Source organism: Tenacibaculum sp. 190524A02b, from assembly GCF_964036645.1.
GTDB classification, from domain to species: Bacteria; Bacteroidota; Bacteroidia; order Flavobacteriales; family Flavobacteriaceae; genus Polaribacter; species Polaribacter vairaonense.
In genome coordinates, this window is record NZ_OZ038525.1 from 1,684,727 (window position 1) to 1,698,031 (window position 13,305).

The window sequence follows — 13,305 nt, forward strand, 5'->3', positions numbered from 1 at the left end:
ACAAAAAATAAATGAACACAATTGATCAAATAATTAAAAAACTTGATTTACAGCCACATCCTGAAGGTGGCTTTTTTAAAGAAACTTATAGAAGTAATGGTGAAATTAATACTGATAGTTTAAGTGGAGCATATAATGGTAAACGAAATTATGCTACTTGTATCTATTTTTTACTTACTTCAGATAATTTTTCTGCCCTTCATAAAATTAACCAAGATGAAATTTGGCATTTTTATGACGGATCTCCTATTCGTTTACACATGATTTCAGACAAAGGAGTACATTCTGAACATATTATAGGTAATGATTTTTCAAAAGGCGAAGTTCCCCAATTTGTGGTTCCTGGTGGTTATTGGTTTGGTGCTGAAGTTGTAGAAAAAGATAGTTTTTCTTTAGTAGGTTGCACCGTTTCTCCTGGGTTTAGTTTTGATGATTTTGTATTAAAATCTAAAAAGGAGCTCCTAGAGTTATTTCCAAATCAAGAAGCTATTATTACAAAACTTACCCATTCCTAAACTAAAATACCATACCTGATTTTTGTACGTCAAATCAGGTATTTCCTTTTTATTCTTCCAAAAAAGCTTATATATTTGCCACCAAAGTGTTATGAATACTAAAAAATTGCTTCTTCTCATCCCTTTTGTATAGTAGTAATGTATTCGTTTTCATTTTTAATTTAAACGGCTATATCAATTGTTTCATATCAAATATTTAATATTATTAGGTTAAATAATGCTTAATCTTCAAAAACTTAACCTACTAAAATTCTTTATAAATTAATAAAGCCTTAACTTTATTGTTAATTAAAATATAAAATCGCTAAAACTTGGTCTAAGACTAAAACAATTAGAAAATGAAAAATAAAATTAAAGTGGTTACCGATGGTATCAATGTATATGCTTCCCTTAAAGTAAATGCGTCTAAAATAGGTATTAAAGTATTAATTACTTTACTCTTAATAGAAATATCTTTCCTTATTTGGGCTTCTTTTCAAATTCCTCCTAAAGAGTTAGTAACTATGATTTTTCCCCTTATTATACTATGTGTTTTTTTGGTAGGCTTGCCTATAAAATACTTGTTATGGAACTTATATGGAGTTGAAGAGTTAATTGTTAACACAAAATCAGTAAGCTGGTCATACAATTACGGTTTTTTTAAAACCAAATTAAAAACTATTACCTATAACAAATTAAATATTGATTATGAGAAAGTAAATGGGGCATTAAAAAATGAAACAGGAAGACTTCTTTTTTATGATTATTCAAAAACCAACCCACTACCCAAGCTTATACATAAAACTACAGTGCTTTTAAGTAAAAGTGATGTTCAAGAGTTTGACCAAATGATTATGAAAGTTTTTGCTAAAGAAAAACCAAAGAAAAAAGAAGATTTCTTTACCTTTTCTTTAAACTAGCTAGTCATTTTAGAATACTTTGTTATTAATTGCTGAAAAGCTTTTTTATTATCAATTGATAAAAGTAATATTGTATAACTTCTTTTAAACCCATACATAAAATTCACCTCTTGTGGTTTTTGCAAGTATACAACAGTATTAAATGACTCCATCTCTCCTAAAGGAGTTAAGTAATAGGCATTAGCAGTTTCTTTTTCACTTAAATTCGAAGTGAAAATTATGTTTTTAAGATTATCTAACGGAATTGAACAAGTACCAATTAATCCTTGCTTTAATACTAGTGTATTCTGATTTAATAAATGTGGTCTTTTTATTATTGCTTTAGCATGTCCTAACAACATTAAAATTGAGTATGCACTTAGCCCTGTTAGTATCCATGTTACCACTAGACTCCACTTTACTAACCAAACATGAACAACAAAAGTTTCTACTACCAAGACTAAAATTATAGCGCCAACTAACCCAATACTACCAGATAATTTATGATAACTAAACTCATTATTTGCTAACTTTTTAGATTTCCATGTAAACAAGGCATAATATAGCATAGCTAGTTCACCTCCAAATATTTTTCCCGCAAATTCTTTTTTTAGTGCTTTCACTGCACTAAACTCAAACAATTGTAAATGATCTATGCTCTTTGTTTTATTTAATTTTTTGGTTTCTTTAATAGTTTTAATCGTATAATACAATATAGAGATCAATGTTACTATCTCAACCATAGGTAGCACTATATAACGTATCATATTTAAATGCTCCTTCTCTGTGTTAGGAATTATCATTGAAGCTGTTACCATTCCAACAGCCACTATAATTCCTAAAATTAATCTAGATGCTTTTCTTTTTGATAAAAAATAAAATAATATAGGTACGGTTATTAATAAATCGTAAATGAGTCCAGTATATAAAATTGGATGGTTTTTAGCATAATTAGAAAATGCTAGTAAAACTAGTAGTAAAAATGTTACACTAGTAACTGTATAAGCTAACTTATAACGGGTTATATTGGTTATTATACTCATGTCTTTTTCAATGATTTAAAAAGTTATTTAACTGAGTATAAAGATACTAATTTAGTATGTTTTATGTATCAATAATCAAATTAAAAACAATGTGAAATAGTAACTAATAAAGGATTTCCATGCTATTGTTATTTTGATAATTTATTAAATTAATTCACGTAGTCTTAAAGCTGCACCTTCAGCAGTAATATCACGTTGTGGCATTCCAAACATTTCATACCCAACCATAAACTTTTTTACGGTTGCACTCCTTAATAACGGTGGATAAAAACTCATATGCCAATGCCAGTGTTCATTAGCACTTTTAGAAGTTGGTATTTGATGTATACCACTAGAATATGGAAATGAACAATTGAATAACTTATCATACCCTTGAGTAATTTTTGCTATTGCTTCTGCAAATGCCTCTTGTTCTTTTAATGTTATGATTGCTAAATTAGGTTCTGCTTTTTTAGGTATAATCATAGTTTCAAAAGGCCACACTGCCCAAAAAGGCACTAAAACTATAAAGTATTCATTTTCAAACAAAATACGTTCTTTCTCTTTTAGTTCCTGCTTTAAATAATCACTCAATAACGTTTTTTTATTTTCTTCAAAGTATTTTTTTTGTTGATTGTCCTTTTTCACAATTTCATTTGGCAAACTTGATTGCGCCCATATTTGTCCATGAGGGTGTGGGTTGCTACATCCCATAACCGCTCCTTTATTTTCAAAAATTTGAATGTAATTTATAGATGGATTGACTTGTAAAGTAGTAAATTCCTCTTGCCAAAGTTTTACCACATTTACAATTTCTGAAACCTCCATATTAGCCAGTGTTTTGGAATGATCAGAACTAAAACAAATTACTTTACAAATTCCTTTTTCTAACTCCGCATGCAACAATCCTTCTTGTATTTTCAATGTTGGTGTATTGCTTTGTAAAGCAGCAAAATCATTTGTAAATACAAAAGTATCTGTGTATTCTGGATTTACCTCTCCGTTAGCCCTTGTATTACCTGGACATAAATAACAATTAGGGTCATAACTTGGTCTTTTTATTGACACTACCTCTTCTTCTTGCCCTTGCCATGGACGTTTAGCTCTATGTGGTGATACCAACACCCATTCCCCCGTTAAAATGTTTAAACGTTTATGGGAATAATCTTCTAAATGTGAATTCATTATCTGTATTGAATAATACCTACAAAAGTAGTTTTGTGTTTAATTGAATACTTAATAATTAAAGCTTATTAATTTGTCTTGTATTAGCAAGAAGTATCAGCTACAATTTTCCACTCTCCATTAATCTTCTTAAAAATAATCATAAAGACACCATTTGCATCTCCTACTTTACGAGTTAAATGATACTCTCCCATTACATAATAAGCTTCCTCTTTAATCTTAGAGATATCATTAATTTTAAAATTTAATGTTCCTGAATATTCTTTGGTAGGATATCCTTTTTTATAGTTTTCTAATGTTTTTTTCCATCCATAAGTTAACCCATTACTTCCATAAAACTTAAGAGAATCACTTTTCCAATATCCTTCCATAAATCCTTCCAAATCATGGTTAGACCATGCTTTTTCTTGTGCTTTCATTATGGTAATAATTTCTTTTTTATCTGTTACTTCAGATGTTTTTTTAGTAGTTTTAGCACAAGCCATCACTAGAAATGTAAGGCTTACGAGTAATAGTTTTTTCATTTGTTTGGATTTATATTTTTTGTGTTCCATTAGATAGTTTTACCTCATATATGGAACAATTGTGATTAAACTTTTTCTGATACTCTTGTTTTATTTCTTTAATAAAGACTTCTTTTTTTTGAGTTTCAATTATATTTATTGTACAACCTCCAAAACCTCCTCCCATCATTCGTGCCCCAACAACTGCTGTAGAAGCTTTAGCTTTAGCCACTAAAAAATCTAATTCAGGGCAGCTTACCTTATATTTTTCAGACAATCCTTTATGCGATGCGAACAAAAGATTACCTAAAGTTTTTATATCATTATCTACCAAACTTTCAGTAGCTTGTATCGTGCGTTGATTTTCTTCTAAAACATATAATGCTTTTGCATACTCTTCGTTAGTAATTGTTTCTTTTAAAGATATTAAATCTTTTTCTACAACATCTCTTAAAGCACTCACTTCTAACAAATTTGCTACCTTTTCACACACTTTTCTCCTATCATTATATGCACTATCTGATAAACTATGCTTTACATTAGTATTAATGAGTAACAATTCAAACTGATTTAAATTAATTGGATAAGAAACTCCTTCTAAGCTTCTACAGTCTAAATGAATCGCTTTACCTTCTTCTCCAAACATAGAAGCATATTGATCCATAATACCACATTTTACTCCTACATAATTATGCTCAGCTAATTGTGAAATTAAAATCAACTCTTTTTTAGTAAAACCTAAATCAAATATTGTATTCAACCCAAAAGCCATGCTATTCTCTAGCGCAGCTGATGAGGACAACCCTGCTCCATCCGGAATATCTCCAGAAAAAATCACATTAAAATTAGGTATTTGCTTTCCTTTTTTTTGCATTTCAGAAACTACTCCTAACAAATAGTTTTCCCACCCTCCTTTTCCTGATGGTTTTATACTATTTGTATCAAACACATATGTTTCTTCTTTGTCTAATGCTTTTATACAACTTACAGATGTGCTCTTTTGTATAGCTAAATAGATTCCTTTATCAATAGCAGCAGGAAAAACATACCCTTCATTATAATCAGTATGCTCACCTATTAAGTTAATTCTACCTGGAGAAAAAACAAGAATTGGTTCTTGTTCAAACTTATCAACAAATGCTTGTTGTACGCTGTTCCTTAGTTTTTGGTTCATTTTATGCAAAATGGATATACGAATAAATTACAATGATACAAATAACGATGCCCGTACCATAAACGTATTTCCATGGAGTTATGTTTACTTGTTTTGTATACGGTAGATTAAAGGCATCTTTTCTAGGTTCTAATTTCCCTATAGCCAACATTATTAATGTATTTAACACAAATAATATAGCCATTACGTGTAAAAAATGAGGGTAATTCTCCTCTCCAAACACGTAAGGCTTTAATATAAATTGACTTATTATATATAATATAGATCCTGATACAATACCTATTTTAGCTGCTTTAGCTGGTACATATTTTGTAAAATACCCTACAATGATAATCGTTAAAATTGGAATTGAATAAATCCCGTTTGCTTCTTGTAAGTAATTAAAAATACTTCCTGCATACATTAATAATGGTGCCACACACATAGCTAAAACAGCCAATAAAACACCGAATTTTTTCCCTGCTTTTACAACTTCTTTTTCTGATGCTTCTGTATTGATATGTGATTTATAAATATCTATACCAAATAAAGTTACTGACGAATTTAATGCTGAATTAAAAGACGATAGTATTGCTCCAAATAAAACAGCCGCAAAAAAACCTACTAAACCAACTGGCAATACCTTTTTAACCAATTCTGGATAAGCTTCATCAGGGTTTTCTAAACTATTTCCAAATACATAAAAAGCTATGATACCTGGTAATACTACAATTAAAGGTCCTAATATTTTAATAAAGGCAGCATAGATTAATCCTTTTTGTCCTTCTTTTAAACTTTTAGCTCCTAATGCTCTTTGTATAATTGCTTGATTGGTTCCCCAATAAAATAATTGAACCAACATCATCCCTGTAAATATAGTCCCAAATGGAATTGACGATTTTGAATCTCCAATAACTTTAAATTTTTCTGGCGCTTTTTCTGTTAAAATAGCCACACCATCGAATACACTACCATTACCTACTAAAAGCAATCCGAAAAAAGGAATTAATAATCCTCCTATCAATAAACCTATCGCATTAATGGTATCAGATACAGCTACGGCTTTCAACCCTCCAAATATGGCATATATTGATCCTATAATTCCAATTCCCCATACTGTAATCCATAAGGCTACTGTTTTATTTACCCCTAATAATTCAGGGACATCAAACATACTATTTAAAGCTAAAGCCCCCGTATATAAAACTATTGGTAATAATACGATTACGTACCCTGATAAAAACAACCCTGAAGCAATTGTTTTAGTCATTTTATCATATCGTGTTTCTAAAAACTGAGGTACTGTAGTAATTCCTTCTTTTAAATATTTTGGTAATAATACAATGGCTGTAACCACCATAGCAATAGCTGCCAAGGTTTCCCATGCCATCACCAATATTCCTTCTTTAAAAGCTGCTCCATTGAGTCCTACAATTTGTTCTGTAGATAAATTGGTTAATAACAATGAACCTGCAATTACCCACCCTGTTAAACTCCTTCCTCCTAAAAAATAGCCATCAGAAGTTTGTTCATTGGTTTGTTTACTTTTATAATATGAAATAACTGCTACTGCAATTGTAAATGCGAGAAATGTAACGAACTGCATAATTTTATAGTTTGTTTGGTTGTATTGTGAATGAATAAATATAAGGTTTATTAGCTGGAATTGTGTATTCTGGATGCACTAATCTTCCCCAAGAAGTATCACCTCCAACACCCATTTGTAAATAGTCTATATTCCATTGAATGGTATTTCCTTCTTTAATATCTGCACCATGTTTTTTAGTTACAGGAACTAACCCTGAAGCTGAAGCTCCAGCCTCTTCACTACTGAAATCTATTTCCTTCATACCAAATGGCCAAGTGCTTGTATTTAATAATGTTTTATTCCCTGTAACTTTTAAACTTATTTCTTTAGATGATACTTGTGCCCAACGTACTTCAGTTTTATTTCCTGTTTCTTGCGGACGTGAATATCTATGAAATTGTGTTTTTATTTGACCTGTATAAATACCGGTTTTTTGTCCTGTTTTTCTATCCCAATAACTCTCTTCTGGTCCTTTACCATACCATGTTAAATCAGTAAAAGAGCTAGGTAAGGTTACATACATTCCTAATCTTGGCATATTAGGCAATTTGTTCTTTAAAGGCTTAAATCTAAGCTCTGCTTTTAAATTTCCATTAGCACTTATAGAGTAAAGTATATTTGTTTTTGCAATAGCATCTGGTAAATAATATTCTATTTCATAAGAAACCTTATTAGTTACTACTATAGGTTTTTTAACCAATTTTGCTTTGTAATTATAGGTAGCTTGTTGCCATACTTTGGCCCATTTGTCCATTCCATTTCCTAAATCGTTATCTGTTGGTGGACGCCAAAAGTTAGGTTTTATTGGACTAGAAGTAATTTCTTTTCCTTGATATTTCCAAACAACTATCTCTCCTGTTTCTTTATTTATTTTAAGTGAGGTACTCTTATTTTTTATTTCATAAAACTCACCAATTTCCACAGTTAATTTATCTTCAAAATTATTTGCAGATATTACTGTTTCTTTTCCTTTACTAATTACAAATTCATCCCAAGCTACTTCATGTCCTTTTGGCACTAATGGAGTAGCCTTGCTCTGTACTAAAGACGTTCTTAATATATATTCTTTAGTTTTTTGAAATTGTTTAGGTAATTGTTCTAATGTTAATATAATGCTTTTTTGAGGTTTTACATCAACTACTACTCCTTCCGTTTTAATTACCTGTTTTCCGTCTTCTAATAATTCCCAAGAAATCGTTTTATCAGAAAAGTCTGTAAAGAAATTCTTATTTATTAACTGTATCTTTCCATTTCCTAAATAAGAAAACTGCGCTGGCTCATACACTTTTTTAACTTCAGAAAGATGTGGATGTGGATTTCTATAAGGATCAACTAATCCATTATTTAAGAAATTCCCATCCGTTGGTAAATCAGGATGATAATCATGGCCATATGCTAAATACGGTTTTCCATTTTCATCTTTATATTCTAAACTTTGATCTACCCAGTCCCAAATATAACCACCTTGTAAATTTGGATATTTTTCAATGATATTCCAATAATCTTGTAAATTCCCTACTGAATTTCCCATAGCGTGTGCGTACTCAATCATAATAGATGGTTTATCTGAATCTGACTCTCCATGCTTAATTAAATACGCTGGTTTAGGGTACATAGGACAATACAAATCTGTATAGTCTTCTTTTCCTGCTGGTTCGTATTGAACAATTCGGTTAGAATCTTGTTCTTTAAGCCATTTGTAAGTTCTTCTAAAAACTTCTCCTTCTCCTGCCTCATTTCCTAAAGACCATGAATAAATTGACACATGATTACGGTCTCTGTAATACATACGTTGTGTTCTTTCCATATGCGCAGGTAGCCAACTCATTTCATTTCCTAACTGTGTTTTTTTATTAATTGCTAAAGGGTGACTTTCAATATTGGCTTCATCTACTACATACAACCCATATTTATCACACAACTCCAACCAATAAGGATCATTTGGATAATGAGCTGAACGTACTGCATTAATATTATTTTGTTTCATTAATTGAATATCCTTCTCCATAGATTCTTTAGAAACCACATGTCCTGTATAAGGATCTGTTTCATGTCTATCTACTCCACGAATGTAAATTGGTTTCCCATTAATAAGTACTTGTGCATTTTTAATTTCTACTCGTTTAAATCCTATACTCCTCTTAACATATTGATTTGAATTTGGGTTAGCTTTATCTTCCAAATGAATTTCGAGCTTATATAAGTTTGGTGATTCCGCTGACCATGCTTGTACATTCTCTACTACCTTATTTACAGGTATATTTATTCTTTCATTAGCTGGTATTTCTATTTTTTTGTTGAATTTTAATAATTGTATTCCTTCTTGTTTTAACAATACTTTTAATTCTCTTTTTTGCTTTACTTCAGATTTATTAGTTATGGAAATTTCACCTTTAAATATTCCATTTTTATAAGAGTTGTCTAAAGTTGTTTGCGTATGAAAATCTGCTATAAATGTTTTGGGCTGCGTGTATAAATACACCTCTCTTTCTATACCACTCATTCGTAACATATCTTGACTTTCTAAATAACTTGCATCAGACCATCTAAATAACTGTAGTGCTATTAAATTTTCTCCTTCTTTTAAGAATGAAGTGATGTTAAATTCTGCTGGTGTTTTACTTCCTTGTGAATAACCAGCATAAATCCCATTCACATATACATACATTGCCGATTTTGCTCCTGCAAAATGCAAAACAATGTCTTGTGATAAAAACTTTTTATCCAATACAACTCTTTTTCGGTAGGTTCCTACAGGATTATAATCTGTAGGTGCATCTGGCCATTTTGTAGTAAACGGAAAACGTTCATCTAAATAAATTGGATATCCATAACCTTCTACCTCCCAATTGGCAGGCACAGGAATATTTTTCCACGCAGTATCATCAAAGTCTATATTTTGAAATGTAGTTGGCCTTTTTTTTGGGTCTTTTACCCAATGAAACTTCCAGTTTCCATTTAAACTAAAAAAACGTTTAGATGCTTCTTTACTTGAAATATCAGGCTTTTCAAAAGCAAAATAAGTAGCTCTTGGCGTTAGTTTTTGATCTTCAAAAATTTTATGATTGTAATGAAATGTTTGCTCTGCTACTGGTGTTAAAGGTTCCGTTTTACAGCTTCCTAAGCTTAACAACATACTTATAACTCCAATACCTATAGTTAGTTTGGTTTTCATGGTTATTCTTTTTTACTCGTGACAACTACAAGTAGCATGTAAAAAGCTATTTGTTTGATAGTTTAGTGGTACATTTTGGTTAAATTGGTTATTTTCCCAATAGAATTTTGTTCTTTTTAAGTTTCGGTTTCCTATTTCATTCATTGTTTGTACATCATATAAACGTCCATTTACCATGGTATACTTCACCGAATTTGAGTTTTTGATATCTTCTAGTGGGTTTTTATCTAACACAATTAAATCTGCTAACTTTCCTTCTTTTAAAGATCCTAGCTCCTTGTCTACTCCAATATAATATGCGCCATTAATAGTAGCAGCTTTTAAGGCTTCATGATTACTCATTCCCCCTTGTTGTAACATCCACAATTCCCAATGTGCGCCTAACCCTTGTAATTGTCCATGTGCTCCTAAGTTAATTTTCACCCCTTCTTTAGCTAATGCGTTTACACTTTTTGACACAAGTATATGTCCGTTTTCATACTCCTCATCAGGAATCATTATTCGATGTCTTGCTCTTGAATCTACTACATATCTTGGTGTGTATTTTAACAGTGTTTTGTTTTCCCAAACATTGGTTTTTTGATACCAATAGTATTCTCCACTCACACTTCCATAACTTACCACTAATGTAGGTGTATATCCTGTTTTACCGTTTTTCCATAATGTTTTTACATCTTTATATAATGTAGCTATAGGAATATTATGTTCAATACCTGTATGACCGTCAAATAACATACTCATATTTGCGAAGAAATTAGAACCTCCTTCAGGAACAACATTCACCTCTAACTCTTTTGCTGCCTGCATTACTTGTTGTCGTTGTTCTCTGCGTGGCTGGTTATAACTTTTTACAGAATGTGCACCAAAGGCTTTGGTTCTTTCAATTGCAAATTTCGCATCTGCTAAATTATTGATGGGAGCTTTAAAATCTCCCTCAGCTCCATATAGTATAAACCCTGTTGAAAACATTCTTGGCCCCACTGTTAATCCACTTTTTTGTAGCTCGGCCAATGTAAAAGCTGTAGTTGTATTTACTGATGGATCATGTGAAGTAGTAACCCCAAAAGCCAGGTTTGCATAAAATTGCCAATGTTTTTGGGTGCTCAACCCTTCTCTAAAAGCACCAACATGAGCATGAACGTCTACAATACCTGGCATTATGGTTTTTCCTGAAATGTTATATACTTTAGCATTTTCAGGAATAGTTACTTCTGATGTTTTTCCTATTTGTTCTATTTTATTTTTATGAATAATAATTGTTCCATTTTCTATGACTTGGTTTCCTTCCATGGTAATTATTCTTGCATTAGTAAATGCAATTCGTCCTTGTGGAAGATCACTTTTTACCTTTAACCCTATTTTGATAGAATTTTCCTCTGAGTTACTTTTTAAAATTGATTCAGAAAATGGGGTGAATGTATTGTACAAATGTTTACTAAAATAGGTATCGCCTAAAGTCCAATGAACTTTATTTGATGTTGACCAATGTAGATTTATACCCGCTTTTCTAGACAAAGATTCTACTTTTACCGATTTTGATTTATTATCTAAATTCAATTCTTTTCCGTTTAATAATAACGGAGCAACATATACTTTGTGTAAATGAATAAAAGCAATGTGTTTATTATCTGGACTTACTACAAAACGATTTGCATGTTTTGATTTTATATGACTTTGTTTGTCATACCCATACAAATTCACACTTTTAAAGTGCTTTGTTAATTTACCAAAGAAATACCCTCCTGTTTGATAAAATACACGTTTATCATTTTTTGCAAATACTGGATAGTTTCCTTCTTTACTTATTTTTTGGTGATTATTGGTTATTAAATCAACTATATAAATACCTGTGTTTTTATCATAATCAAACCCCTGATCTCCATTACCTTTTTCTTTTTTATATACAATTTTATCTCCAGCATTAGAAAAAGAAGGTGTTCGATAAATTCCTTTTTGTTTGGTTATTTTTTTAAGGTTACCTCCATTTATATTACAGGTATAAACAGCACCTAAACTTTCATCACTCCAAGTAACAAATACCAATTGTTTTCCATCTTTTGAAAATTGTGCTTCACTTTCAAAATCAGTTAGTGAAGTAATTCGCTGTGGTTTCCCATTAGGTAAAATCTTTTTATAAATGTGTCCTAATGCAGTAAAAACAACTATTTTTCCATCTGGTGAAGTTTGTACATCGCGAATCATTTTACTAGTAAACTCTGGTGCATTTACCTTTTTTTCTATTCTATGTGTTTTAGCTAACTTCAATTCTTCTTTAACTGTAAAAGGAATATTAGTTATTTTTTGATTTTCAATATTTATTTTAAGTATTTTTCCTCCACTCCAAATAACCAATTCTTTATTATTAGGCAGCCATGAAAAATGCGGATATACTCCAAATACAGCCCACGCTTCTTGTTGATCCTTACTTAAGTTATCATAGACAGGTGTTTCTTCTCCTGTTTCTAAATTATGGATATATAATACTGTTTTTTCTCTTATTCTCTTGATAAAAGCTAATAGTTTACCATTCTTTGACACTACTGGTCTTGCAGCGCCTCCTGCCCCTCCTGTTACTTGTTCTGTTTTACCATTTTCAAGGTTGTATTGCTTTATTACATAAATTTGTTTGTTAGGGTCTTTATTGTATTGAAAATACCCTCCTGGATACATATCTTCAGCATAATACAAATACTTTCCATCTGGTGATATACTTGGATCATTAACATCCTGCTGATCATTTTTACGTTTTGTTAACTGTACTCCTCCAGAGTTTGACAAATGATATTGCCACATTTCTCCTGCTCCAACTGATCTTGTTGATGTAAAGTGTTTTCTAGCAATAATTGATTTACCATCTGGTGTCCAAACAGCATTATTTAATAATCGGTATTTTTCTTTAGTTAAAGATTTTGCTTCTTTTCCATCAGCAGTCATTATCCATATATTATTTCCTCCTTCTGCATCACTTGTAAAGGAAATATAGTTTCCATCAGGACTGAACCTTGGTTGTACTTCATAAGCTAGGTTTTTTCGTAATACTTTCGCTTTTCCTCCTGATATAGGAAGCGTATAAATGTCGCCTAATAAATCAAAAACAATTGTTTTTCCATCAGGGCTTACATCTAAATTCATCCAAGTTCCTTCATCTGTATCTAAAGTAAATGTATTATACCCCCAATTTTTATATGGATTGTTTACATCCCATTTTTCTTTTTTCTCTTTTTGAGCTAAAGAAATAGTGGTAATTAAAAATAATAATAGTGTGTATGTAGTATGTTTCATTTTT

General features: G+C 30.9%; 9 protein-coding genes. 2 read left to right on the forward strand and 7 right to left on the reverse strand.

Features of this window, described 5'->3' with window-relative positions; all coding sequences use genetic code 11:
• Positions 1–11: 11 nt before the first annotated feature.
• The gene (locus ABNT65_RS06585; RefSeq protein WP_348707347.1) at positions 12–515 is read left to right on the forward strand and encodes a cupin domain-containing protein; all 504 of its coding nucleotides are present in this window, start codon (positions 12–14) and stop codon (positions 513–515) included.
• A gap of 338 nt (positions 516–853) precedes the next feature.
• Entirely contained in the window at positions 854–1,414 is a 561-nt protein-coding gene (locus ABNT65_RS06590; protein WP_348740288.1) for a hypothetical protein, read from the forward strand.
• Here the strand turns inward: ABNT65_RS06590 and ABNT65_RS06595 are convergent.
• The 7 genes from ABNT65_RS06595 to ABNT65_RS06625 form a co-directional block, all read right to left on the reverse strand.
• Positions 1,411–2,436: a hypothetical protein gene (locus tag ABNT65_RS06595; RefSeq protein ID WP_348707349.1), complete on the reverse strand. Its 1,026-nt coding sequence runs from the start codon at positions 2,434–2,436 to the stop codon at positions 1,411–1,413. The genes ABNT65_RS06590 and ABNT65_RS06595 overlap by 4 nt on opposite strands.
• Positions 2,437–2,580: 144 nt before the next feature.
• Positions 2,581–3,600 (reverse strand): UDP-glucose--hexose-1-phosphate uridylyltransferase, encoded by a 1,020-nt coding sequence (locus ABNT65_RS06600; RefSeq protein ID WP_348707350.1) that lies wholly within the window; start codon positions 3,598–3,600, stop codon positions 2,581–2,583.
• Between the two features lie 83 nt (positions 3,601–3,683).
• Complete coding sequence (locus ABNT65_RS06605; RefSeq protein ID WP_348707351.1) at positions 3,684–4,124, reverse strand: nuclear transport factor 2 family protein; 441 nt, start codon at positions 4,122–4,124, stop codon at positions 3,684–3,686.
• Between the two features lie 10 nt (positions 4,125–4,134).
• Positions 4,135–5,277 (reverse strand): galactokinase, encoded by a 1,143-nt coding sequence (gene galK, locus ABNT65_RS06610; protein WP_348707352.1) that lies wholly within the window; start codon positions 5,275–5,277, stop codon positions 4,135–4,137.
• A gap of 1 nt (position 5,278) precedes the next feature.
• Positions 5,279–6,862, reverse strand: coding sequence for a solute:sodium symporter family transporter (locus ABNT65_RS06615; RefSeq protein ID WP_348707353.1), 1,584 nt, complete (start codon positions 6,860–6,862; stop codon positions 5,279–5,281).
• Between the two features lie 4 nt (positions 6,863–6,866).
• A complete protein-coding gene (locus ABNT65_RS06620) occupies positions 6,867–10,019 on the reverse strand; it encodes a glycoside hydrolase family 2 TIM barrel-domain containing protein (protein ID WP_348747481.1) in 3,153 nt (1,050 codons plus the stop codon).
• 12 nt (positions 10,020–10,031) lie between these two features.
• Positions 10,032–13,301: an amidohydrolase family protein gene (locus ABNT65_RS06625; RefSeq protein WP_348747482.1), complete on the reverse strand. Its 3,270-nt coding sequence runs from the start codon at positions 13,299–13,301 to the stop codon at positions 10,032–10,034.
• Between the last annotated feature and the right edge of the window lie 4 nt (positions 13,302–13,305).

Excerpts from the sequence above, each read along its gene's own strand:
- ABNT65_RS06625 (WP_348747482.1), bottom strand. The coding sequence starts at position 13,301 with ATGAAACATACTACATACACACTATTATTATTTTTAATTACCACTATT.
- ABNT65_RS06595 (WP_348707349.1), bottom strand. The coding sequence starts at position 2,436 with ATGAGTATAATAACCAATATAACCCGTTATAAGTTAGCTTATACAGTT.
- ABNT65_RS06600 (WP_348707350.1), bottom strand. The coding sequence starts at position 3,600 with ATGAATTCACATTTAGAAGATTATTCCCATAAACGTTTAAACATTTTA.
- ABNT65_RS06615 (WP_348707353.1), bottom strand. The coding sequence starts at position 6,862 with ATGCAGTTCGTTACATTTCTCGCATTTACAATTGCAGTAGCAGTTATT.
- ABNT65_RS06620 (WP_348747481.1), bottom strand. The coding sequence starts at position 10,019 with ATGAAAACCAAACTAACTATAGGTATTGGAGTTATAAGTATGTTGTTA.
- ABNT65_RS06585 (WP_348707347.1), top strand. The coding sequence starts at position 12 with ATGAACACAATTGATCAAATAATTAAAAAACTTGATTTACAGCCACAT.
- galK (WP_348707352.1), bottom strand. The coding sequence starts at position 5,277 with ATGAACCAAAAACTAAGGAACAGCGTACAACAAGCATTTGTTGATAAG.
- ABNT65_RS06605 (WP_348707351.1), bottom strand. The coding sequence starts at position 4,124 with ATGAAAAAACTATTACTCGTAAGCCTTACATTTCTAGTGATGGCTTGT.
- ABNT65_RS06590 (WP_348740288.1), top strand. The coding sequence starts at position 854 with ATGAAAAATAAAATTAAAGTGGTTACCGATGGTATCAATGTATATGCT.